Origin of the sequence: Stappia taiwanensis, assembly GCF_014635285.1 — a bacterium.
Lineage (GTDB): Bacteria > Pseudomonadota > Alphaproteobacteria > Rhizobiales > Stappiaceae > Stappia > Stappia taiwanensis.
In genome coordinates, this window is sequence record NZ_BMCR01000005.1 from 177,135 (window position 1) to 199,187 (window position 22,053).

The window sequence follows — 22,053 nt, forward strand, 5'->3', positions numbered from 1 at the left end:
CATCTACTCCAGGTTCTGAATCTGCTCACGCATCTGGTCGATCACCGCCTTCAGCTCAAGCCCGATGGCCGTCAATTCCGTTCCGTTGGACTTGGAGCACAGGGTGTTGGCCTCGCGGTTGAACTCCTGCGCCAGGAAATCCAGCCGCCGGCCAATCGCCCCGCCGCCGTCCAGGAGCTCCAGCGCCGCATCCACATGCGCCTTCAGCCGGTCCAGCTCCTCGCGCACATCCGCCTTGGTGGCCAGAAGCGCGGCCTCCTGATGCAGCCGCGCCGCATCGAGCCCCGTTCCGGTTTCCATCAAGGCTTCCACCTGCGCGGTCAACCGCGCCCGGATCGCCTCCAGCGAGCGGCAGGGCGCGGCTTCGGCCGCCTCGCGCAACTCCGCGATCTTCGCCAGCTGCCCGCGCAGCACGGCCTCGATGGCCTTGCCTTCGGAGCGGCGCATGCCCTCAAGCGCGTCGAGACCGGTTTCCAGCGAGGCCTTCATCGCCGCCAGCAAGGCCGCGCGCTCCGCCTCGTCCTCTTCCGGTTCCTTCCACTCCACCACACCGCGCTGGTTCAGAATCCCGTCGAGCGACACGGGCGCCGCCTCCGGCAGCCTGCGGCGCAGCGCCTCCAGCGCCGAAAGAACGGCGCTCAGGGCCGCTTCATTGACCTGCGGCGTCGCCTCGCTCTGGTCCCGCTGCAAGCTGAGCCCGACGGTTACATTGCCCCGGGCAAGCCGGCGCGTCACCGCCTCACGGCAGGGTGCCTCAAGCGCATCGAAGCCCACCGGCAGGCGCAGGCGCACATCGAGCCCCTTGCCATTGACCGAGCGCAACTCCCAGCTCCAGCGCGCCGTGCCTTCCCGGCCATCGGCCCGGCCGAAGCCGGTCATGCTGGAAACCGGAGCGGTTTCCCGACCGCCGCCGCTCATTGCGACACGTCGCCGTTTGCGGCGGGCTCTTTCGCATCACCGTCCTTGGCCTTTTCCGCCTTGGCGGCCTCGGCTGCCTTGCGGCGCGCCTCCCGCTCCACCTTGCGCCAGTTGGCGACATTGCGACGATGCTGCTCATAGGTCTCGGCGAACACATGCCCACCGGTGCCATCGGCAACGAAATAAAGATCCTTGGTGCGTGACGGATTGGCCACCGCCTCCATCGCCGCCCGGCCCGGATTGCCGATCGGCCCCGGCGGCAACCCGTCGATCTGATAGGTGTTGTAGGGGTTGCGCGCATCCAGATCGGACCGGGTGATCGCCGAGCGGTCCTGCTGCCAGGCGGAGCCGCCATGCAGCCCGTAAAGGATCGTCGGATCCGACTGCAGCCGCATCGACTTGCGCAGCCGGTTGATGAACACGCCGGCCACCCGGGTCCGCTCGTCCGACCGGGCGGTTTCCTTCTCGACGATCGATGCCAGGATCACCAGCTCTTCCGGGCTTTCCAGCGGGATGTCCTTGTTACGCCGCTCCCAGATGCTGGCCAGAGCATTCTTCTGCGCCTCCATCATCTGCTTGATGATCTGCGCCCGGCTGGTGCCACGGGTGAAGGTATAGGTTTCCGGCAGCAGCGACCCTTCCGGCGGGATCTTGTCGAGCGTGCCCGTCAACACCGGATGCTCGCGCACCCGCGCCACGATCTGCGCACTGGTCCAGCCCTCCGGCACGGTCACCGTGTGGTAGACCGCCTTGCCCTCCACCAGGTCTTCCATCACCTGCCGCATCGAGCTGCCGGCGGTGAAGGCGTATTCGCCGGCTTTCAGCTTTTGCGCGTTCTTGTAGGCGAGCACCCCGGCCCAGAAAATCTGGGCATTGTCGATCACCCCCTGGTTCTCCAGCGTATCGGCGATCACCGACAGGCCGGAACCGGAAGGAATCACAACGGTCTTGTCCTCGGTCATCGGACCGGGCGCGTCGAACTCGGTCTTGCCCCAATAGAGCAGACCGCCGGCGGCGACCACGCCGATCACGGCGACGCTCAGCAGGAAATTGATGAAGATGACGATCGGGTTGCGCGCGTGCCGCGACCGCGAGGGCGGCGGCGGTGCCTGATCCGGCTGGATCGCTTCACGCGGACTTTTCGGATGCACGCGCAGGGAGGACGCGGTGTCCTCCGTGCAGCCTGTGGATCCATTGTTGGGCGTCTCGGTCATGATCCCATCCGGTCAGGTTGAACGAGTGAATGGGTTCGCCACATGAAGCGAAATTATGGCCAAACCGCGAAGGAGGTCGCTTGTATCAAGCGACCTTACGGAACACCAAAGAGGCGTTCGTGCCGCCAAAGCCGAAGGAATTCGACAAAGCGGAATCGATGGTCATCGGCTTGGCCTTGTTCGGCACCAGATCGATCTCGGTCTCCACGGAGGGATTGACCAGATTGATCGTCGGCGGCGCCATGCCGTCGCGCATCGCCAAAAGCGAGAAGATTGCCTCGATCGCACCCGCCGCGCCGAGCAGGTGCCCGGTCGAGGACTTGGTCGAGGACATGGTCATCCGGCTTGCCGCATCGCCGGCCAGACGCTGGATCGCGCCAAGCTCGATCTCGTCGCCAAGCGGCGTCGAGGTACCATGAGCATTGACGTAGTCGATCTCGCCAGCCGACATTCCGGCCCGCTTCAGCGCCGCCTGCATGCAGCGGTAGGCGCCATCGCCATCGGAGGACGGCGCGGTGATGTGATAGGCATCGCCCGACATCCCGTAGCCGACCACCTCGCCATAGATGGTCGCGCCGCGTGCCTTGGCCCGCTCGTATTCCTCAAGCACGACCACACCAGCGCCCTCACCCATGACGAACCCGTCCCGGTCCTTGTCATAGGGGCGCGAGGCCTCGCTCGCCCGATCGTTGAAACCGGTGGACAGCGCCCGCGCCGAGGCGAACCCGGCCAGCGCCAGCCGACAAACCGGCGATTCCGTACCGCCGGCGACCATCACATCGGCATCGTCGAGCGCGATCAGCCGCGCCGCGTCGCCAATGGCATGCGCACCGGTGGAGCAAGCCGTCACCACCGCGTGGTTCGGCCCCTTCAATCCATGACGGATCGAAACATAGCCACCCGCCAGATTGATCAGGCGACCGGGAATAAAGAACGGAGAGACCCGCCGCGGCCCCTTGTCGCGCAGCACATGGGCCGTTGCCTCGATGCCCTGCAGGCCGCCGATCCCGGAACCGATCAACACGCCGGCACGGATCTGCTCCTCATAGGTCTCGGGCTTCCAGCCGCAGTCGGCAATGGCCTGCTCGGCCGCCGCCATGGCGAAGACAATGAAATCGTCGACCTTGCGTTGCTCTTTCGGGTCCATCCAGTCATCTGGATTGAAGGTCCCGTTCGACCCGTCGCCACGGGGGATCTGACAGGCGATCTGACACGCCAGGTCTTCGACCTCGAAACTGGAGACCCGGCTTGCACCGCTCTCGCCCTTGAGAATCCTGGACCAGCTCTCCTCGACACCGCACGCCAACGGCGTGACCATACCAAGGCCGGTAACGACAACTCGCCTCATCACAAATCCATCTCTGCTCACATCGGGCGACGCATGCCGCCCGATGTGAAGAAGTTCAAATCAAGCGGCAGCCTTTTCAAGGAACTTGACCGCATCGCCGACGGTCAGGATCGTCTCGGCAGCGTCATCGGGAATCTCGACCCCGAACTCTTCCTCGAAGGCCATGACCAGTTCCACGGTGTCAAGGCTGTCAGCGCCAAGATCGTCGATGAAGCTGGCTTCCACCGTCACCTTCTCGGCGTCCACGCCGAGGTGCTCGATGACGATCTTCTTAACCCGATCCGCGATATCGCTCATTTTATGATCCTTAATGTTTCCAACGGTTTCCGCATATCCAGCGCCCAGCGCCGTACCTTGTACCCGATCTTCGGAACTCGGTGAATTGGGTACCAGCCCGAACCGACACCAAATCCTGTGGACCTCGTCCGTCTGGTCGGCCGCGCCCGAGCGCCAATCGTCCATGTTCGCGTCTGCTGGCCGGCGGGTTCGTAACACACTTTCCCAGCATTGACCAGCCGCCCGGATCGGGCACGACAGGCATCCGGGAGCACCATGCCCCCGGCGCCAATTCCTCTTTTAAATCATTGCCATACCGCCATTGACGTGCAGCGTCTGTCCCGTGACATAGGCTGCCTCGTCGCTGGCGAGATAGACAGCGGCGGCGGCGATTTCAGCCGCCGTGCCGAGCCGACCTGCCGGCACCGTGCCGAGGATCGATTCTTTTTGCTTGTCATTCAGCACATCGGTCATCGCCGTTTCGATGAACCCCGGCGAGATGGTGTTGACGGTGACATTGCGGCTGGCAACCTCACGCGCCAGCGCCTTGGCCATGCCGATCATGCCGGCCTTGGCGGCGGCATAGTTCGCCTGCCCCGGGTTGCCCGTGGTGCCGACGACGGAGCCGATGCCGATGATCCGGCCGGAGCGGCGCCGCATCATGCCCTTGACGGCGGAGCGGCACAGCCGAAAACCGGCGGTCAGATTGACCTCCAGCACCTGCTCCCACTCCTCGTCCTTCATGCGCATGAAGATGTTGTCGCGGGTGATGCCTGCGTTGTTGACGAGAATGTCGAGGCCGCCCATTGCCGCCTCGGCCGCCGGCACCAGCCCCTCGACCGCCTCGCGATCGGACAGGTTCGCCGGGAGCACGTGTGCCCGTTCGCCGAGATCGGCGGCCAGCGCCTCCAGCTTCTCCGCCCGAGTGCCCGACAGGGCCACGGTCGCGCCGCGCGCGTGCAGGGCCCGCGCGATTGCCTCGCCGATCCCACCGGTCGCACCGGTAACGAGAGCCGTTTTTGACGTCAGATCAAACATGCACAGATACTTCCTGTTGTTGTCCCAGTATGCCTATCAGGGGTTGCCCAGCCGGTCCATCAGCAGATCGACATCCTCCGGCGTGTTCACGGCAATGCCGGTCACCCCGCGAGCGATGCGCTTGACCATCCCGGTCAGCACCTTGCCCGTGCCGATCTCGAAGGCGGTGTCCACGCCCTCGGCCGCCATGAAGCTCACAGACTCGCGCCAGCGCACGGTTCCGGTCACCTGCTGCACCAGGAGCTTGCGAATCTCGTCCGGGTCGGAGACCGGGCCGGCCAGCACATTGGCCACCAGCGGCACCACCGGCGCCTTGAGCTCGACGGCGGCGAGCGCCTCGGCCATCACATCGGCGGCCGGCGCCATCAGCGAACAGTGGAACGGCGCGCTGACCGGCAGGAGCACCGCGCGGCGGGCCCCATGCTCCTGGGCAATCGCGATGGCCCGCTCCACCGCGCCCTTGTGGCCCGACACCACAACCTGCCCCGGCGCATTGTCATTGGCCGCCTGGCAGACCTCGTCTCCGGCCGCTTCCGCCGCCACCTTTTCCGCCGTCTCGAAATCGAGCCCGAGAAGCGCCGCCATGGCGCCCTCGCCCACCGGCACCGCCTGCTGCATCGCCGTGCCGCGCGTGCGCAACAGCCGCGCCGCATCGCCGATGCTCAGCGCACCGGCGGCGGCCAGCGCGGAATACTCACCCAGCGAATGGCCGGCGACGAAAGCCACCGAGCCGGCAAGGTCCAGACCGCGCGCTTCCGCCACCCGGATCGTCGCCAGGCTGACCGCCATCAGCGCCGGCTGGGCATTGGCCGTCAGGGTCAGCTCGTCCGCCGGCCCGTTCCACATCACATCCGACAGGCGCTGGCCGAGCGCTGCGTCCACTTCCTCAAAGACCGCGCGCGCCTCGGGAAAGCGATCGGCCAGCTCCTTGCCCATGCCGACGCCCTGGCTGCCCTGGCCGGGAAAGGTGAATGCAATGCTCATCTCGTGGCTCCGTCTTTCTGCCGCGCCGCCCCAGCGAGCGCACAAATGAAGTTGCCGCAAAGACACGGGCCAACGCTTGCCTGTCAAGCCGTTCGCTATAAAAAAGCGGGCAGAAGAAGCCGCCACCCTTGCGAAACACGCCAATTGCTGTATAAGCCGCGCGTCGTTCGGAACTCTGGCCGGGGGCTGAACGGAAGGTCGATGGCCGGACCGCGCAAGCGGTTTCGCCTTGGCAGGATGGCCCGATTCCCATCCGTCTTCCCGTGTCTCCGCCTTCGAAGTTGCTTCGTCCGCCTTCTAGAAGGCTCGAAGAGGCTTAGCGCCGGGTTCCGTGAACCGAACGAAAAGGAAGGCACTGATATGCCGCTTTACGAGCATGTGTTCCTGGCTCGCCAGGACGTCTCGGCCCAGCAGGTCGAGCAGATGGTCGAGCAGTACAAGACGCTGATCACCGAGAACGAAGGATCCGTCGGCAAGGTGGAATCCTGGGGTCTTCGCACCCTCGCCTACCGGATCAACAAGAACCGCAAGGCGCATTACACGCTGATGAACCTCGACGCATCGCCGGCGGCGATCGCGGAGATGGAACGTCAGATGCGCCTCAACGAGGACATCCTGCGCTTCATGACCCTCAAGGTCGCCGAGCACGAGGAAGAGCCCTCCGCAATGATGCAGAAGCGCGATCGGGATGACCGTCGCCGTGGCCGTGGCGACCGCCCGGAACGTGGCGGCGACCGTGACCGTGGTGATCGCGGCGGCCGCCGCGGCGAAGACTCGTAAGGAGAGAAACGATGGTTGATATCGCTCAACTTCCGACGCGCCGCCCGTTCTTCCGCCGTCGCAAGACCTGCCCGTTCTCCGGCGCCAACTCGCCGAAGATCGACTACAAGGACGTCCGTCTGCTGCAGCGCTACGTTTCCGAGCGCGGCAAGATCGTCCCGAGCCGCATCACCGCGGTGTCCGCCAAGAAGCAGCGTGAGCTGGCCCGTGCGATCAAGCGCGCCCGCTTCCTTGGCCTGCTTCCCTTCGTGATCAAGTAAGCACCTGAACTGGTGCGGCCGGCCTCGTGCCGGCCCGGATCACATTCGGCTGGGGTCTGGCGCCACGGCGCCGCCCCTAACCACGCGGCGGACTTCTCTCCTCGCGTGGGACAGACCTAAAGGACATAGACCAATGAAGATCATTCTGCTGGAACGCGTTGCCAAGCTCGGCCAGATGGGCGACACGGTGAAGGTTCGCGACGGCTACGCCCGTAACTACCTTCTGCCGCAGGGCAAGGCGCTACGCGCCAACAAGGCCAACCTGCAGCGCTTCGAGAACGAGCGCGCGCAGCTTGAGGCTCGCAACCTGGAGCGCAAGACCGAGGCCGAACAGGTCGCGAGCACCCTGGACGGACAGTCCTTCGTGATCGTGCGCCAGGCCGGCGAGACCGGTCAGCTCTACGGCTCGGCCTCCCCGCGCGACATCGCCGAGGCAATGACCGAGAACGGCTTCTCCGTTGCCCGCTCCCAGGTCCGCCTCGACCGTCCGATCAAGACCATCGGTCTGCACACGGTTGCCATCGTGCTGCACCCGGAAGTCGAGGTCAGCGTGACTGTCAACATCGCCCGTTCCGCCGACGAGGCCGAGCGTCAGGCGCGTGGTGAAGACCTCACCAGCCGCGACCACGACACGTTCGAGTTCGAGGAAGAAGAGGACGAGGAAGGCACCGAGGGCGAAGGCGAAGGCGAAGAGGCTTCCGCCGAGGACGAGACCTCCGAAGAAGCTCTCTGAGCAAGGCTCAGCCCGGGCTCTGCCCCTGATTGAAAAAAACAAGGCCTCGCCGGCAACGGCGGGGCCTTTTTCTTTGTCATGCCTTCACCTCCTTCCGCTGCGGCGGACAAGTCCTTCTGAAAGCGGGTAACGCAGCGCGATGCAACGAAACCCCTCCCGGGGTATGGCTTGCTGGAGTCGATGAAATCGGACATTGCGACAACCTCCGAGCGAAACGACAGGTTGATTTAACCTTCCTCTTAGTAACATCCTGCGAGACGCAGTCAGGAGGAGAGTTTCATGTGTGAGAAATGTGCGACGACATTCGTAACCCGGCGTGGCCTGCTCGCCGGCGGCCTGGCACTTTCCATGGCCGCGCCGCTGGTCGCCTCGCGCGCTTCAGCGGAAACCGCCGCCATGCCGGTCTCGCCAGATGAAGCAATGCAGCGGCTGATCGAGGGCAATGCACGCTATGTGGCGAACACCCCGGTCAACACCGACCATTCGGTCGGCCGCGCCAACCGGGCGCTCGGGCAGCAGCCCTTTGCCGCCATCGTCAGCTGCGCCGATTCCCGTGTTTCACCGGAACTGATCTTCGACCAGGGGCCGGGTGAGTTGTTCGTGATCCGGGTGGCTGGCAACTTCATCAATGAAGACGGGCTGGCGAGCCTTGAATACGGCGCCGCCGTTCTCGGCATCAAGCTGATCGTCGTTCTCGGCCACAGTGCCTGCGGTGCGGTCGACGCCACCATCAAGGTGGTCAAGGAGAAGACCACCCTGCCCGGCCACCTGCCGAGCCTGACAGATGCCATCCGTCCGGCGGTGGAAAGCGCCATGGCCAGCGATCCGGGCGACCTTCTGGCGGCCGCCACCGCCGAGAACGCCCGGCTGAACGCGGCAAAGGCGCAGGGCGCCGCGCCGATCCTGTCGGAGCAGGCCGCTGCCGGGAAGCTGAAGTCCATGGCCGGCGTCTACGACATCGCCACCGGCAAGGTCAGCTTCATCTAGGAGCCCCAGACCGGCAGCGCCCCCGCCCGCACTCCGGGCGGGGATTGCAAACGACGAGACAAGCCCCGCCAACGCCGGCGGGACTTTTGTGTCTTGGAAGATAGCATCGCCAAAATAATTTCGAGAATTAAAAAAGAAAACATCAATGAAAGCATAAGCCCCAAAATTCACCTAAATCCATCCAAAACAAAATGCTGCAATGCAAAATAATTTACCCTGCGATATGTTCTGATTTATTCGAAAAATCGTGTAATATTTCAAAGAAAATATGTGACCATGGCAACGGATTGGCGCAGCCCGCCCCCTCCTCGCCAGCGGGAACCTTGCGTCCCGGCGGGGATGGCGTGCGGCACCCGTCCATCCGTACCGCAACCCGTCGCTTGAGATCGACGCCGGCCAATGGTGCAGCGTCTCGGCCACCCTGATGGCAGGCGCATGCCTTCGACGGCGTGAGGTCCCGGAGGGAGCACTCAGGATTGGGAGCATGTCATGAAACAGGATGTGATTGTCGCTGTCGTCGCAAGTGTTCTCGGCTTGCTGGCAAGTTGCTTTTCCGTCAGCGCTCAGGATCAGAAAAACGCCCCCGAGGCGGTTTCAATCGAAACTGCTCTCTCCGATGCCAAACTTCTCGGCAAGGGAACCATCGAGGCCTATTCGAAAAACGAAAAGGCTCTGGTTGTCCTTCCCACAGCAGCCTTCGAGCGGCTGTTCCTGTGGTACTCTGAAACGGTCACCGTGCCATCCGGCGCAGATGACCATCTATGGTTGGGCGGCTCTGTCGTCCAGTTCCAGCATCGCGGCGACAAGGTCTTTGTCCGCGACCTGACGGCGACCTTCGGCACTCGCATCGGCGACACCCAGGCGCCAGAGCTCGGCCAGCAAACGGGAGCGACGATCAATCCGATTGCGATTGCCGTGCGCCGGTCCAACGAGCCGCCGATCGCGGCGATTTTGCCAGTTGTCGCCTCGGCCGAGGACGGGCGTGTTCTGGTCGATATCACGGCGCTCTTTTCCAACGACATCGACTTCATGTCGGCGCGTGCGCTGATCGCCAAGACCGGATTAACGCCACTCAAGGTGAATCCGGCAGCCTCCTACATCACCAGCGTGCGCGTGTTCCCCGAGAACTTCAATGTCAGGACGCATCTGACCTTCCTTGCCAAGGCCAAGGACCCGATTGCGCCGCCACGGAACATCTCGATGCGGGTCGGTCATTCGCTGGTCATGCTGCCCGAAAAACCGATGGCCGCACGGCAGTTCGATCCCAGAGTCGGGTATTTTCGCACCGGGTCCGGTGTGACCGAACAGGATTCCGATTTCACCGTCTATGAAGACGCCGGCCGCCTGGCGCAAACGCAAGGTTTGATCATGCGGTACAGGCTGGAGAAGAAGACCCCGGACGCTCCAGTCAGCGACCCTGTCGAGCCGATCGTCTTCTACATCGGCCGCGAGGTGCCGGACCGGTGGCGGCCCTATCTGAAACGCGCAGTGGAGAGCTGGCAGCCTGCCTTCGAGGCTGCGGGCTTTTCCAACGCAATTGTCGCGCGCGATGCTCCGTCTTTCGCGGACGATCCGAACTGGACACCGGAGGATGCGCGCCACAGCACCATCAGGTGGCTTGCCCGGCCGACGCAAAACGCGACCGGACCGCATATCGTCGATCCGCGATCGGGCGAGATCCTGTCGTCGCACGTGGAGGTCTGGCCAGGGGTCATCACGATATTCAGCCAATACTATTTCGGCATCCATGCCGCGCTCGACCCGAGGGTCACCTCTCTCCCCTTGAGCGAAGAATTGCAGGGACGGTTGCTGCAATATGCCGTTGCCCATGAAGTCGGCCATGGCATTGGCTTGCGGCACAATCACCTGGCATCCACCGCCTATTCCATCGCCCAGATGCGCAATCCGGAGTTCGCCAACAGCGCATCCGGTGCGACCACCTCGATCATGTCCTACGGACGCTGGAACCAGGCAGCGCAACCCGGAGACGGCGTCACCAAGTTCATACCGGATCCCGGGCCTTATGATTTCTTCGCGATCAAATGGGGCTATGGCGATTTCGGAAAGACGCCGGATGAGGAAAACAAGGCGCTCGCCAGTCTCGTCGAGGCGGCGCAAGCCGATCGCCGGTTGCAATGGGCTGCGGGGGAACTGGCCGGCGAAATGGAGATCTGGAATGCCGACCCTCGCGTTCTGATGGAAAGCACAGGGATCGAGCGAGTTGAAGCCACACGGCTCGGCGTCACCAACATCGTCCGGGCGATTGAGAAGCTGTCGGCGGCAACGAAGGGCGACGAGACGGAGCTGGCAGCCGCCTATGGCGCAATCCAGACCTTCCACATGCGGTTCCTGAAATCGGTGACGAAGCTGATTGCCGGCGTGGAGGCCTATCCCTGGGCGCCCAGCCCCTACAGACGACTGGTTCCCGCTGAACAGCAGCGCGCCGCGATCCACTACCTCCTCGGAGAAGGTGCCCGCAGCCTGAATGCCTATCTGGAACCGGGTCTGGTCGAGCGCATCTCAGTTTTTGGTGGAGCGGAGGCAATCGCCGGCCTGCAGGCCTCGCTGGTCGACGATCTGTTCGAAGTTCTGCCAAATCCGGGGTTTCCGTCCGGCATCAAAAAACTTCCATTACTGGAGGCCCAGAAAGCCGGCAACGCCGCTGCCTATGGGCCGCTGGACTTCGCGGATGACACCTATGAGGCGCTCTGGAGCAACCTGTCGTCCGCGCCGACCTGGCGGCGCGTCTTGCAACGCGCCTATCTGGACAACATTGCTGCGATCCTGAAGGAAGAAAGGACCTCGAACCGGGCCGACCGGCTGAAAGCAAGAAGCGCCATGGCCCAGGGGCTGACAGCCGCATTCGCGGCGAGCATCACATCCTCAAGCGCCGAGACGGTCTTTCCGGGCTGGGCGCGGGACATGTTGCCAAAGCTGGCGGATCGTCTGGAGATCGCCGCCGATGAAGCCGGGACCGCTGACGAGCGTTACCATTTTCTGGCAATGGCCGCGCGTGCCAGACAGCTCGCCCGGTAGACCGCAACCGGCCGGGGCAGGCAGGAAAGCTGAGAACACTCAAGCCCCCGAGCGCTTAGGCGCAGCCGCCGCGCGTCCGCTTCTCCCGGTCCCTACTCCGGCTGCAGCAGGGCGCGGGTGGCGGCGAGCAGGGCTTCATCGCCGTAGTGCCGAGCGGCGAAGGAGAGCCCGACCGGCGCGTCGTCGACAGTCAGCAGCGGCGCAGTGATTTCCGGCAGCCGGCCCACACCGGAAAACGACGTGATCGCCATGGTCGGATCGTAGAACGCCAGCACCGCCTCCAGACTGGTCAGCGACCCCTTCAACGGGGCGATTACCGGTGTGGTCGGAAAACAGATCACCGTGCCTTGCGGCAGCGCCGCGTTGATCGCCTCGAACAGCCGCTCGCACAAGGCAAGACTGTCGAGCGCGGCGATCCGGTCGAATGCCCGCACATTGCCATAGGCCATGGAGAAGACGAAGCCGAGCTCCGGCTTTTGCGTCTCGATCCAGTTGCCGCCGGTGTTTTGAAACTCCGCCGTCTGCAAATTGCGCAAGGCCTTTGCGTTGCAGTCGGCAAGCCCCATGTCGCGGCCGACCAGATCGGCAAAACGCACCCGCTCCGGGACGATGCCGGCCCGGTCGCAGATCGTCCCCAGCGCTTCCTCCGCCGCGCGGGCGACCGCGCCGTCGCAAAGCTCAAACGCATCCTCCAGAATCAGCAGCCGCTCAACCGCCGGCTCCCCGTCAGCCGTCGCATCCCCTTCCGGCGCGCTGCGCAGCAGCACCCGCATCGCCTTGTCGAGCACGGCGAACCGGTCCGCCGCCGCCCCGACCGTGCTGACGCCCGGCATGAACGGCAGCACCCCGGCTTCGGAAATCCGGTGCAGCGACGGGCGCATGCCCCAAAGGCCGCACAGGCTCGCCGGAACCCGGATCGAGCCTCCGGAATCGGTGCCCAGGGAGAAGTCGGCGAGCCCGCCGGCGACCGAGGCGGCGGAACCGCTGGACGAGCCGCCCGGGACGCGCTCCGGCGCCCGCGCGTTCACCGGCGTGCCAAAGAACTGGCTCTCGCCGTCAAGGCTGTAGGTGAACTCATCGGCGACCACCTTACCGATGCAAGTTCCGCCCGCCGCCAGCAGCTGATCGACGCAAAGCGCGTTCTGCTGCGGCGCCGCATGGGCATCGCGCCAAGCCGGGCTGCCATAGGAGGTTTTTCGGCCGGCCAGATCGATGTTGTCCTTCACCGTGAAGCGCAAACCATCGAGCACCCCGCCGCGATAGGGCGGGATCGACAAGCGCTCGACCAGCGAGCCGGTCGGATCGGATGCGGAAACGTGCGGGGAAGACGCCATGAAAATCTCCGGAAAAAACTGCAAAATACGCAAAGACCGATAGCCAATCGGACCGTGCGGCTCAACCGTCCGCGACGGATCGCGGCGCCCCCGCACAGACCTCGCGCACGCACTCACGCAGCCAGCGATGGGCCGGATCGGCGTCCAGCCTCGGGTGCCAGAGCAGCGACACGGTGACCTCCGGCACCAAAACCGGCAGGGGAAAACTGAAAAGATCATCGCGCAAGGATACGGTGTGCCGTTCGGGAACAGCAGTGATCAGATCCGAGCCCCGCACCAGCGCCAGCGCCGAGGAAAACCCGCCGACGATTGCCGCAATCTTCCGCGCCAGCCCAAGCGCCTGCAGCGCTTGATCGACCGGCCCCGCATCCCGACCCTGACGGGAGACGAGCACATGCCGCCCGGCCGCATAGCGCGCCGGTGTGATCTCGCCCCGGCACAAGGCATGCCCGGACCGCACGACGCCGATGAACCGGTCGCGAAACAGCGCCTGCGCCCGCAACTCCGGCCCCATCTCCTCGCCGACGACCCCGGTTTCCAGATCAACGGTGCCTTCGCGCAGCGGCGTGCTGTCCCGGTCCGGCTTTTGCACGAAGCGCAGACGCACGCCAGGGGCCTGACGCATGAGACGGGCCATCAGATCCGCGCCGTAACTCTCCACGAAACCTTCGCTGGTCCTCAGGGTAAAGACCCGCTGCAGCCGGGCGAGATCGAGCGCCGCCGCCGGGCGCAAAGCCGCTTCCGCCTCCGCGACCAGCCCAGCGACCCGCTCCCGCAGCTCAAGCGCCCGGGGGGTGGGAACCAGCCCGCGCCCGGCGCGTACCAGCAGCGGATCGCCGGTCGTCTCGCGCAGGCGTTTCAGTGCCCGGCTCATGGCCGAGGGGCTGAGGTGCAGCCGCGCGGCGGCGCGAGCCACGCTGCCTTCGGCCAGCAGCACCTCCAGGGTGACGAGCAGGTTGAGATCGGGCCGCGACATGGGCCGAACCCTAGCATGATTCCAGCCATATGAGGCGTTTCATGCATGAATAAGCTGCAAATGATGCGCGTTCCGCCATGACTGGGGACCGGCTACCTGTGGATGAGTTCCACCCGCAGAAAGTCACCCGATGATCCCGGCCAGATTTGAACCCGCTCTCTTCGCCCTCCTCCTCTCCGGCCTGATGTCGCTGGTGGTCTCGGCGATCTCCACCTGGCGCAGCGCCGGGTTGGCCGAAGGCTTTCCCAGGCTCTGGCTCGGGGCATGGCTTGCCTCCTGGCTTGTCGCCTTCCCGCTCGTTCTGGCCATAGCCCCCATTGCCCGCCGCGCCGTGCGCCGGCTAGTGCGATCCGACCAGGAAAATTCCCGATGACGACGGCAAGAAACAACGTGAGCGCGGCAAGCGAGACCGGATCGCCCGCCGCCCGTTGGGCACTCGCCAGCCTGTCCCTGTCGGTGCTGCTGTCGTCCCTGGGCACCAGCATCGCCAATGTCGCCCTGCCGAGGCTTGCGGAGGTGTTCCAGGCTCCCTTCGGCCAGATCCAGTGGGTCGTGCTGGCCTATCTGCTGGCCATCACCACCTTGATCGTCAGCGCCGGACGGCTTGGCGACCTCATCGGTCATCGCCGGCTGCTGCTCATTGGGCTGGTGCTGTTCGCCGCCGGCTCCGCCGCCAGCGGCCTTGCCCCCGGCCTCCCGTCGCTGATCGCCGCCCGCGCGGTGCAGGGCCTTGGCGCGGCGGTCATGATGGCCCTTGCCATGGCCCTTGTCGGCGGCACGGTGTCCAGCGAGAGAACCGGCAGCGCCATGGGGCTTTTGGGAACCATGTCGGCGGTCGGCACCGCGCTCGGCCCGACGCTCGGCGGCGTTCTGATCGCCGGCGCCGGCTGGCGCGCCATCTTTCTGGTCACCGTGCCGCTGGCCCTGCTGACACTGGGTCTGGCCTGGCGCACCTTGCCGGCGGACGCGCGCAAGGCCAGCGCGGAGCGGCCACGCCTCGACATGGTCGGAACCGCACTGCTCGCGGCGACGCTCGCCGCCTATGCACTTGCCATGACGCTCGGGCGGGGCGATTTCGGCACTTTGAACATCGCCCTTCTCGCCGGAGCCGCACTTGGCACCCTGCTGTTCGTGCTGTCGCAAACCCGCGTATCCGCGCCCTTGATCCGGCTGTCCGCCTTCCGCGATGGCACCTTCAGCAGCAGTCTTGCTGTCAACGCGGTGGTGGCAACGGTGATGATGGCAACCCTGATCGTCGGGCCGTTCTACCTGGCGCAAGCGCTGGGGCTCAACGCGGCGATGGTTGGCCTTGCCATGTCGGTCGGCCCGATCATCGCCGCCCTCAGCGGCGTCCCCGCCGGACGGCTGGTCGACCGGCTCGGCGCGCCGACAACCGTCCGCCTTGGCCTTGGCGTCATGGCGGCCGGATCCTTCGGCCTGGCCATCCTGCCGGCCCTGTTCGGCCTTGCCGGCTACATCGCCGCCATCGCCCTGCTGACGCCCGGCTACCAGTTGTTTCAGGCGGCCAACAACACATCCCTCATGCAAGGGGTCGACAAGGCCCGCCGTGGCGTGATTTCCGGCCTGCTCAACCTGTCGCGCAATCTCGGGCTGATCACCGGCGCCTCGCTGATGGGCGCGGTGTTCGCCGCCGCCGCAGGCGCCAGCGACATATCCCAGGCCACGCCTGACGCTGTCGCAGGGGGAATGCAGGTCACCTTCGGGCTCGCCGGGCTTCTGGTCGTCGGCGCGTTTCTTCTTGCCGCCAGCACCGCAATGCGGCGCAAGACCATTTCCTGAGGTAGCGCATAGCTGATCGGCGGCTTTTTTTTGCCCCTTTCCCGCCAGTTCGGCTATGAGGGACGTGGCTCGCGCGGCAAGGCCCCACAAAGGCACCGCCCGGGCCGTCTCACATGACGACCTTCACCATCACGGACAGTGAATATCATGACCGCTTTCAAATCGGAGTTCTTGAAGACCCTCCAAGAGCGAGGCTTCATCCATCAGATCTCGAACCCGGACGGGCTCGACGATCTGTATGCGTCCGGAACGGTCACCGCCTATATCGGCTTCGACTGCACGGCGAAAAGCCTGCATGTCGGTTCGCTCGTCCAGATCATGATGCTGCACTGGATGCAGAAGACCGGTCACCGGCCGATCACCCTGATGGGCGGCGGAACCACCCGGATCGGCGACCCGACCTTCCGCGATGACGCGCGCCCGCTCCTCACCGGCGAGCAGATCGAGGACAACAAGGCCGGCATCCGCAAGGTGTTCTCCAATTTCCTGACCTTCGGCGAGGGACCGAAGGACGCGTTGATGCTGGACAACGCCGACTGGCTGCTCGGCCTGCAGTACATCGACTTCCTGCGCGAGGTCGGCCGGCATTTCTCCGTCAATCAGATGATCCAGCGGGACGCCGTGCGCCTGCGCCTTGAGCGCGAGCAGCACATGTCCTTCCTCGAATTCAACTACATGCTGCTGCAGGGCTACGACTTCGTCGAGCTGTACCGGCGCACCGGCTGCCGGGTGCAGATGGGCGGTTCCGACCAGTGGGGCAACATCTTGTCCGGCGTCGACCTTGGCCGGCGCATGGAAGAGGTGGAGCTGTTCGCCCTGACGACGCCGCTTCTCACCACCGCGTCCGGCGCGAAGATGGGCAAGACCGCCGCCGGCGCCGTCTGGCTCAACCCGGACATGCTCGCCCCTTACGACTACTGGCAGTTCTGGCGCAACACCGAGGACAGCGACGTGGAGCGTTTCCTCAAGCTGTTCACCACCCTGCCCCTGGACGAGATCGCCCGCCTTGCCGCCCTTGGCGGGTCGGAAATCAACGAGGCGAAGAAGGTGCTGGCCACCGAGGCGACCGCCATGGCCCATGGCCGGGAGGCGGCGGAGGCTGCCGCCGCGACCGCGCGCCAGGCCTTCGAGGAAGGCGCGCTGGCCGCCGGTCTGCCCACGGTGGAAATCCCCCGGGCCGATCTTTCCGCCGGTCTCGGCGTGCTGGCGGCCTTCGTCACCGCCGGCCTGTGCGCCTCCAACGGCGAGGTGCGCCGTCAGGTCAAGAGCGGCGGCGTGCGCATCAACGACCAGTCGGAAGGCGACGAGCGCCGCAGCCTGACGGAAGCCGATCTGGTGGATGACGGGGTGATCAAGCTCTCGCTCGGCAAGAAGCGGCACGTTTTGCTGAAGCCGGTCTGACCGGCACCAGAATGCACCAGGATCCGACTACAGACGGGGGGCGGGAAACCGCCTCCCGTTTTTGTTACTGGTATTCGAAGATCTTGCGGAAGATCCCCGGCGCCATTATCGAGGCCGGGTTGACCGTCAGCACCGGATCGCTGACCGGTCCGGACAGGCGATAGGTAACACCGATCAGCCCCTCATCCGAGCCGCCGCCAAGGGCAAAGCCGAGGATCGGGATCTTGGCGAAGAGATTGTTGAGCGCGAAGATCGGCACGAAAGTGCCGGTCATGTCGAGGGTCCGGCTGGCCAGATTGACCGTCCCGGAAATGTTGCCGCCGACCGTAGCCCCGGCAAGGGTTCCCTCCACCACCCGCAACAGATCGCCCTCGCGCCGGAAGACGATGTCGAGCGCGCTGAACGAGGCTTCGCCCTTCCGGGCAGCCCCGCGCAAGCCTCGCTGGCTGCCTTCCGGGTTGGCCACCTGCGGAACCTCGGCCAGCTTGCGGATCGCCGGATCTTCGGTGATCGACAGCCGCCGCACCTTGAAGGTGCCGTGCCAGGTCTTGTCGCCCGGCATCTGCAGCACGAGCACACCGCGCCCGCCGCGCATGCGCTTGTAAAGATCGGTGAAGCGCAGCAGCGCCCCGGTATCGGCGATCTCGCCGCTCAGGGTCCGTCCGCCGGAGCCCGGCGCCAGGGCAATCTCGAAGCCGGCACGGGCCCCGGTCTTGCCCGACAGCGACAGACTGCGCAACGTGCTTCCGCTGCTGGCAAGCCGGAGGCGGACGTCATTGGCCACCACACCGTTGAAACCGGTCAGCCGATCAATTTCCGCATTGACCTGAACGCTGGCCCCGCCCTTCCCGGAACTGCTCTTGCCGCCCTCCGTGAAACTGGCGACAAGCCCGCGCCCATCGAAACGGCGAGCTCTGAAGTCGGCGACAAATCCCTTGCCCTTGCGCGAGATCCGCAGGCTGGCGTCATCGCTGGGACGCAAGGCGAACCGGTCGAACCGTGCGCCGGTGAACCCGCCGGCCTCGCTGAGATCGATCGACCCGGCGATATCGACCCCTTCCGAGGTCAGTTGGAAGTTGCGGACCTGCCGGCGCCCCTCCCCCTGGTGCATCGTGAAGCGCGCGCGCGCCGGCACGCCCTGGCTCTTGATCCAGCCGACCTGCGGCAGATGCACCCGCGCCCGCGTCAGATCGACGTCATAGGCCATCCCGTCGGAGGTATCCTCCGTCGCCAATTGCAGCTTGCCGGTGATGAACTCGCGCAGGTCGAAGCCACGGGCGGCCAGCTCCTTGGCGGTGACATTCAGCACCACCCCCTGCCGCGAAGCCACCGCATCGCCGCCCGGCCCCTCGAACGGCACGACCAGATCCAGATTGGCCGCCAAACCGTCAAGTCGCCCCGAGCCCTTCAGCTCCAGACGGTTGGCATTGGCATCGAATGTCAGTTTGGCCCCAGCGAGCTTGTGCCCGTTGATCGGCTCGGCATTGGCGAACTTGCGCAAGGCGCCGGTCACCGACCAGTCGACCTCCTCCATCGCCACGTCCTTTGCCAGCGGGAACCGCGCCCGAACGTCGAGATTGCCTTCGCCCGAAACATCCGCCGGCGCGATATCCCGCTTCGACAGAACCTGGAAAGGCTCCGCGTCGATCAGACTTGCCAGACCTTCCGCCGGTCCGCTGACCGCCAGCTCCAGCTCTCCGGTCTTGATGCCGGGTTTGCGCAGATCCGGGATGCGGAACACGGTTTGTCCCAGATCGAGCGGATCGGTCTCGCCGGCCACCATCACGCCGCTGTCGGCGGAAACGGTGAGCATCGCGTCCGCCACGTTGATGGTGCCAGTCAGCCGCTGCGCCACCGGGATCGTGCCGATGGTCTTCAGGCTGACATCGGCAAAGGCGATATCGACGCGAACGTCATTGCCGGACCAGCCCGGATCCGGATCCTGGGAATCGAAGGCCGGCGGCTGCAGTGCCACCGTGGCCCGCCCCTTGAGGATCCGCCCGTCGATCATGTGTTCGATGATCCAGGCCCGCGCCGGCGGGACCATTGTCACCGGCCAGAGCCGCTTCATGGTTGCCACCGGCATCGGCCCGCTTTGCACCGCAAGCGCCAGATAGGGACCATCCTCGGCAAGGCGCAGCGAGCCGGCCCCATCCATCGACGCCGTGCCCGATTGCAGCACCAGCGTGTCGAAAAACACCTCCCGGCGGCGCAGGTCCGCCCGCCCCTTGGCGGTGAAACTTTCCAGCAGGAACGGCGGTCCAGGCACATCGCTCGGCCCGATGCGGCCGTTGCGGGACTCGATCCGGTAAGACCACAGGGCTCCCGGCTGCCTGGGAGGTTCAACCACCCCTTCGAAGGGAAACACCGTGTTGCCGCGCATGTAGACCGAGGGCGCGATCAGGAACCCGGGCCTCCCCTCTTCCCAGAGAAGCTGCACGTCGATCCGGTCGAAGCCGACAATGGCCCGACCGGTGTTGATCCAGCCCGGTGTGACGATCAGGCTCGCCCGGGTGGTTTGAAATGCGCCCGCGGCGTCCAGTGACACCTCGATGGTCGGCTGGATCGGCACCCCGAGCCCCTTGCCGGTCGCCAGTTCCGCGTCAATGGGCATGAACTCGCCAATGGTGACATCGCGCAAGGCCAGGGTAATGGTCCGCTGGCCTGTCTCCGGATCGACCCGCCGCAATGCCTGCGCCCGCCACCGACCGAGGCGCCCGGCGACCTCGGCCTCCATGCGCAAGGTCAGGTCTTCGTCATGGGTCAGTTCGGCGTCGATCCCGGAGATCCGATAGGTCTCCTCCGCCTCGGCCAGCACCTCGCCGGACACGATCTCGATGCGGGAAATGCCCCGGCGGGAGAGCTGCTGCCCCGCGAGGATACCGATCTGATCCATCGCCTCGGCAATGCCGGACATCTTCGGTACGGAGGTGGTTTCCGCCGGTTCGGTTTCCAGCTCCAGCCGCGGTTGCTCCAGCACGATTTCGGAGATGGAAAGACGGCCCATCAGCAATGCGGTCAGATCGAGCGGCGCGGAAATACGCGGCAGGAACAGCGAGAGCGGGCGCGCGCCCTCCAGCTCGACAGCGGCGTTTTCAAGCTCCAGCCGCGCCGGCAACCCCTCGGAAAGATCCACCGTCGCGGCACCGATGGTCAGAGCCACGCCGCTGAACGACACCTCGCGCTCGATCATGCGCGCGGCGAAGCCGATCGGGATCGGCCCCTGCATCGCCCGGATCACACCAAGGCCGATAGCCAGCACCAGCAGCGCAAGACAAGCCCCCGCCACGCGTCTCGGCCAGCGCCGGCGCGAGTGACGCAATGTATCGCGAAGCGGAATATTGCGGCGGATCAGTCGCTTATACAGACTCTCGTTCCTTGGCTGCCAACAATCGATACAAAGCCGAATCAACCCGATGATACCAGCGGTTGCCGCCGCACCTCGCGATATCTGCGTGGGCACGGGTCGCAAGGACTGGCACCTTGGGAATCGGTTACTAGTCGAAGCAGCATGTGACGAAAGGAAGGCGGAATGACGAAACTCGAAGAAGGAAATCCCGCTCCGGATTTCGATCTGCCGACGGATGGCGATGGGCGGCTTGCCCTGGCCGACCTCACCGGCAAGATGGTGGTGCTGTACTTCTATCCCAAGGATGACACGCCCGGCTGCACCAAGGAGGCGATTGCCTTCAGCGCTCTGCGAGATGAGTTCGAAAAAGCCGGCGCCGTGGTGATTGGGGTCTCCCCCGATACCCCGGCCAAACACGACAAATTCAAGGCCAAGCATGAACTGAGCGTGCATCTGGCGGCCGACACCGACCAAGCCACCGCCAACGCCTATCGCGTGTGGGTCGAAAAATCCATGTATGGCCGCAAATACATGGGCATCGAGCGCTCCACCTTCCTGATCGGCGCCGATGGCACGCTCCTGAAGATCTGGCGCAAGGTCAAGGTCGCTGGCCATGCAGAAGCCGTACTGGACGCAGTGCGCGCGCAAGGGTAACCCCGCAAGGCAAACCGCTTCTGTGCAGCCTCTCGAAGGAAAGCCGCCGGCCGACATGTCGATTTCCCCCACCCGAATGGATCTTGAAGGCCACGCACCGGCCTCGCTGGCCTGCGGCGCCCGGCGGATCGTTGCCGCCGCCGATCTCGATGAGAAGATACGACTGTCCCATGCCACGGCCCGGGCGTGGTTCGCCCGCACCCTGTCGGTGCGCCGCCGCACCGGCGCTGCGGCAATGCCCGATCAGCCCGGGCGTCCGGAGCGTCCCGTCCTCCTGCCGCCGCGCGACATGCCCAAGCGCGCCGCCGGCGGCCGGCAGGGCAAGATCGCGCTGATCCACTCTCTGGCCCATATCGAGCTGAACGCGGTCGACCTCACCTGGGACCTGGTCGGACGCTTCGCCGACCGTCAGATGCCGCGCTCGTTCTTTGACGACTGGGTGCGCGTGGGGCTGGAGGAAGCCAAGCACTTTTCCCTTTTGCGGCAGAGGCTTATCGAGCTTGATTCGCATTATGGTGCATTGCCGGCCCATCACGGCCTATGGGAAGCGGCGGAGAGCACCGGCGACGATCTCGCCGCCCGGCTGGCGGTAATCCCATTGGTGCTGGAGGCACGCGGCCTCGACATCACGCCGCCGATGATCGAGAAAACGCTGGCCGCCGGCGACCGGGAGACGGCGGCAATCCTGGAAATCATCTACCGGGATGAAAAGCGCCATGTGGCCTTCGGAGCCAAGTGGTTCCGCTTTATCTGCGACCGCGACCGCCAGGACCCGGAAAAGCGCTTTCAGGATCTGGTCCGGCGCCATTTCAAGGGCGGATTGAAGCCCCCCTTCAACGACCGGGCCCGCGCCGAGGCCGGATTGACCCCGGGATTCTACCGCCCCCTCGCCCGCCTGATCGGCTGAGATGCCAATTCCTTAGCATTTGTTAACCTTAATCAACTCTAATCCCGCTGGATGGATC

General features: G+C 65.1%; 19 protein-coding genes. 10 read left to right on the forward strand and 9 right to left on the reverse strand.

Annotated features, from left to right (window positions below; translation table 11 throughout):
- Positions 1 to 3 precede the first annotated feature (3 nt).
- The 6 genes from IEV83_RS13425 to fabD all read right to left on the reverse strand — a co-directional run bounded on the left by IEV83_RS13425 (position 4) and on the right by fabD (position 5,778).
- The gene (locus IEV83_RS13425) at positions 4 to 918 is read right to left on the reverse strand and encodes a YicC/YloC family endoribonuclease (protein ID WP_209003153.1); all 915 of its coding nucleotides are present in this window, start codon (positions 916 to 918) and stop codon (positions 4 to 6) included.
- Positions 915 to 2,132, reverse strand: coding sequence for an endolytic transglycosylase MltG (mltG, locus tag IEV83_RS13430; RefSeq protein WP_181759844.1), 1,218 nt, complete (start codon positions 2,130 to 2,132; stop codon positions 915 to 917). The genes IEV83_RS13425 and mltG overlap by 4 nt, the downstream gene beginning before the upstream one ends.
- 85 nt (positions 2,133 to 2,217) lie before the next feature.
- Positions 2,218 to 3,480 (reverse strand): beta-ketoacyl-ACP synthase II, encoded by a 1,263-nt coding sequence (fabF, locus tag IEV83_RS13435; RefSeq protein ID WP_181759843.1) that lies wholly within the window; start codon positions 3,478 to 3,480, stop codon positions 2,218 to 2,220.
- A gap of 60 nt (positions 3,481 to 3,540) precedes the next feature.
- Complete coding sequence (locus tag IEV83_RS13440; RefSeq protein WP_181759842.1) at positions 3,541 to 3,777, reverse strand: acyl carrier protein; 237 nt, start codon at positions 3,775 to 3,777, stop codon at positions 3,541 to 3,543.
- 279 nt (positions 3,778 to 4,056) lie between these two features.
- The gene (gene fabG, locus IEV83_RS13445) at positions 4,057 to 4,794 is read right to left on the reverse strand and encodes a 3-oxoacyl-[acyl-carrier-protein] reductase (protein WP_181759841.1); all 738 of its coding nucleotides are present in this window, start codon (positions 4,792 to 4,794) and stop codon (positions 4,057 to 4,059) included.
- 36 nt (positions 4,795 to 4,830) lie between these two features.
- Entirely contained in the window at positions 4,831 to 5,778 is a 948-nt protein-coding gene (gene fabD, locus IEV83_RS13450; RefSeq protein ID WP_181759840.1) for an ACP S-malonyltransferase, read from the reverse strand.
- A 360-nt stretch (positions 5,779 to 6,138) separates the two neighbouring features.
- Here fabD and rpsF point away from each other — a divergent pair, with 360 nt between their 5' ends.
- The 5 genes from rpsF (at position 6,139) to IEV83_RS13475 (ending at position 11,574) form a co-directional block, all read left to right on the forward strand.
- Positions 6,139 to 6,558, forward strand: a complete 420-nt coding sequence (rpsF, locus tag IEV83_RS13455) for a 30S ribosomal protein S6 (RefSeq protein WP_181759839.1) — start codon at positions 6,139 to 6,141, stop codon at positions 6,556 to 6,558.
- Between the two features lie 11 nt (positions 6,559 to 6,569).
- Positions 6,570 to 6,818 (forward strand): 30S ribosomal protein S18, encoded by a 249-nt coding sequence (rpsR, locus tag IEV83_RS13460; RefSeq protein WP_181759838.1) that lies wholly within the window; start codon positions 6,570 to 6,572, stop codon positions 6,816 to 6,818.
- A gap of 133 nt (positions 6,819 to 6,951) precedes the next feature.
- Positions 6,952 to 7,551 (forward strand): 50S ribosomal protein L9, encoded by a 600-nt coding sequence (gene rplI, locus IEV83_RS13465; RefSeq protein WP_181759837.1) that lies wholly within the window; start codon positions 6,952 to 6,954, stop codon positions 7,549 to 7,551.
- A 279-nt stretch (positions 7,552 to 7,830) separates the two neighbouring features.
- On the forward strand, positions 7,831 to 8,538 hold the full coding sequence (locus tag IEV83_RS13470; protein ID WP_181759836.1) for a carbonic anhydrase: 708 nt from the start codon (positions 7,831 to 7,833) through the stop codon (positions 8,536 to 8,538).
- A gap of 489 nt (positions 8,539 to 9,027) precedes the next feature.
- Positions 9,028 to 11,574 (forward strand): zinc-dependent metalloprotease, encoded by a 2,547-nt coding sequence (locus IEV83_RS13475; RefSeq protein WP_181759835.1) that lies wholly within the window; start codon positions 9,028 to 9,030, stop codon positions 11,572 to 11,574.
- Between the two features lie 92 nt (positions 11,575 to 11,666).
- Here IEV83_RS13475 and IEV83_RS13480 read toward each other — a convergent pair whose 3' ends face one another.
- Positions 11,667 to 12,908, reverse strand: a complete 1,242-nt coding sequence (locus IEV83_RS13480; RefSeq protein WP_181759834.1) for an amidase family protein — start codon at positions 12,906 to 12,908, stop codon at positions 11,667 to 11,669.
- Positions 12,909 to 12,969: 61 nt separating this feature from the next.
- On the reverse strand, positions 12,970 to 13,884 hold the full coding sequence (locus tag IEV83_RS13485; protein WP_181759833.1) for a LysR family transcriptional regulator: 915 nt from the start codon (positions 13,882 to 13,884) through the stop codon (positions 12,970 to 12,972).
- A gap of 130 nt (positions 13,885 to 14,014) precedes the next feature.
- On the opposite strand from IEV83_RS13485, the gene IEV83_RS13490 reads away from it, so the two are divergent.
- The 3 genes from IEV83_RS13490 (at position 14,015) to tyrS (ending at position 17,085) form a co-directional block, all read left to right on the forward strand.
- Positions 14,015 to 14,257 carry a DUF2798 domain-containing protein gene (locus IEV83_RS13490; protein ID WP_181759832.1) on the forward strand — a complete coding sequence of 81 codons (243 nt, stop codon included), beginning with the start codon at positions 14,015 to 14,017 and terminating at the stop codon, positions 14,255 to 14,257.
- Entirely contained in the window at positions 14,254 to 15,684 is a 1,431-nt protein-coding gene (locus tag IEV83_RS13495) for an MFS transporter (protein ID WP_181759831.1), read from the forward strand. Before IEV83_RS13490 ends, IEV83_RS13495 begins: the two co-directional genes overlap by 4 nt.
- A gap of 147 nt (positions 15,685 to 15,831) precedes the next feature.
- Positions 15,832 to 17,085 carry a tyrosine--tRNA ligase gene (gene tyrS / locus IEV83_RS13500; RefSeq protein WP_181759830.1) on the forward strand — a complete coding sequence of 418 codons (1,254 nt, stop codon included), beginning with the start codon at positions 15,832 to 15,834 and terminating at the stop codon, positions 17,083 to 17,085.
- A gap of 64 nt (positions 17,086 to 17,149) precedes the next feature.
- On the opposite strand, the gene IEV83_RS13505 is transcribed toward tyrS, so the two are convergent.
- Positions 17,150 to 20,374 (reverse strand): AsmA-like C-terminal domain-containing protein, encoded by a 3,225-nt coding sequence (locus IEV83_RS13505; protein WP_181759829.1) that lies wholly within the window; start codon positions 20,372 to 20,374, stop codon positions 17,150 to 17,152.
- A gap of 243 nt (positions 20,375 to 20,617) precedes the next feature.
- Between IEV83_RS13505 and IEV83_RS13510 the strand changes: the two genes are divergently transcribed.
- Together IEV83_RS13510 and IEV83_RS13515 are read left to right on the forward strand one after the other, a co-directional pair.
- Complete coding sequence (locus IEV83_RS13510; RefSeq protein WP_181759828.1) at positions 20,618 to 21,088, forward strand: peroxiredoxin; 471 nt, start codon at positions 20,618 to 20,620, stop codon at positions 21,086 to 21,088.
- Positions 21,089 to 21,143: 55 nt separating this feature from the next.
- Positions 21,144 to 21,995 (forward strand): ferritin-like domain-containing protein, encoded by an 852-nt coding sequence (locus tag IEV83_RS13515; protein ID WP_244628189.1) that lies wholly within the window; start codon positions 21,144 to 21,146, stop codon positions 21,993 to 21,995.
- Positions 21,996 to 22,053: the final 58 nt, after the last annotated feature.

Bases quoted from the DNA above. Each gene is read 5' to 3' on its own strand.
- IEV83_RS13425 (WP_209003153.1), bottom strand. From the start codon at position 918: ATGAGCGGCGGCGGTCGGGAAACCGCTCCGGTTTCCAGCATGACCGGC.
- mltG (WP_181759844.1), bottom strand. From the start codon at position 2,132: ATGACCGAGACGCCCAACAATGGATCCACAGGCTGCACGGAGGACACC.
- fabF (WP_181759843.1), bottom strand. From the start codon at position 3,480: ATGAGGCGAGTTGTCGTTACCGGCCTTGGTATGGTCACGCCGTTGGCG.
- IEV83_RS13440 (WP_181759842.1), bottom strand. From the start codon at position 3,777: ATGAGCGATATCGCGGATCGGGTTAAGAAGATCGTCATCGAGCACCTC.
- fabG (WP_181759841.1), bottom strand. From the start codon at position 4,794: ATGTTTGATCTGACGTCAAAAACGGCTCTCGTTACCGGTGCGACCGGT.
- fabD (WP_181759840.1), bottom strand. From the start codon at position 5,778: ATGAGCATTGCATTCACCTTTCCCGGCCAGGGCAGCCAGGGCGTCGGC.
- rpsF (WP_181759839.1), top strand. From the start codon at position 6,139: ATGCCGCTTTACGAGCATGTGTTCCTGGCTCGCCAGGACGTCTCGGCC.
- rpsR (WP_181759838.1), top strand. From the start codon at position 6,570: ATGGTTGATATCGCTCAACTTCCGACGCGCCGCCCGTTCTTCCGCCGT.
- rplI (WP_181759837.1), top strand. From the start codon at position 6,952: ATGAAGATCATTCTGCTGGAACGCGTTGCCAAGCTCGGCCAGATGGGC.
- IEV83_RS13470 (WP_181759836.1), top strand. From the start codon at position 7,831: ATGTGTGAGAAATGTGCGACGACATTCGTAACCCGGCGTGGCCTGCTC.
- IEV83_RS13475 (WP_181759835.1), top strand. From the start codon at position 9,028: ATGAAACAGGATGTGATTGTCGCTGTCGTCGCAAGTGTTCTCGGCTTG.
- IEV83_RS13480 (WP_181759834.1), bottom strand. From the start codon at position 12,908: ATGGCGTCTTCCCCGCACGTTTCCGCATCCGATCCGACCGGCTCGCTG.
- IEV83_RS13485 (WP_181759833.1), bottom strand. From the start codon at position 13,884: ATGTCGCGGCCCGATCTCAACCTGCTCGTCACCCTGGAGGTGCTGCTG.
- IEV83_RS13490 (WP_181759832.1), top strand. From the start codon at position 14,015: ATGATCCCGGCCAGATTTGAACCCGCTCTCTTCGCCCTCCTCCTCTCC.
- IEV83_RS13495 (WP_181759831.1), top strand. From the start codon at position 14,254: ATGACGACGGCAAGAAACAACGTGAGCGCGGCAAGCGAGACCGGATCG.
- tyrS (WP_181759830.1), top strand. From the start codon at position 15,832: ATGACCGCTTTCAAATCGGAGTTCTTGAAGACCCTCCAAGAGCGAGGC.
- IEV83_RS13510 (WP_181759828.1), top strand. From the start codon at position 20,618: ATGACGAAACTCGAAGAAGGAAATCCCGCTCCGGATTTCGATCTGCCG.
- IEV83_RS13515 (WP_244628189.1), top strand. From the start codon at position 21,144: ATGTCGATTTCCCCCACCCGAATGGATCTTGAAGGCCACGCACCGGCC.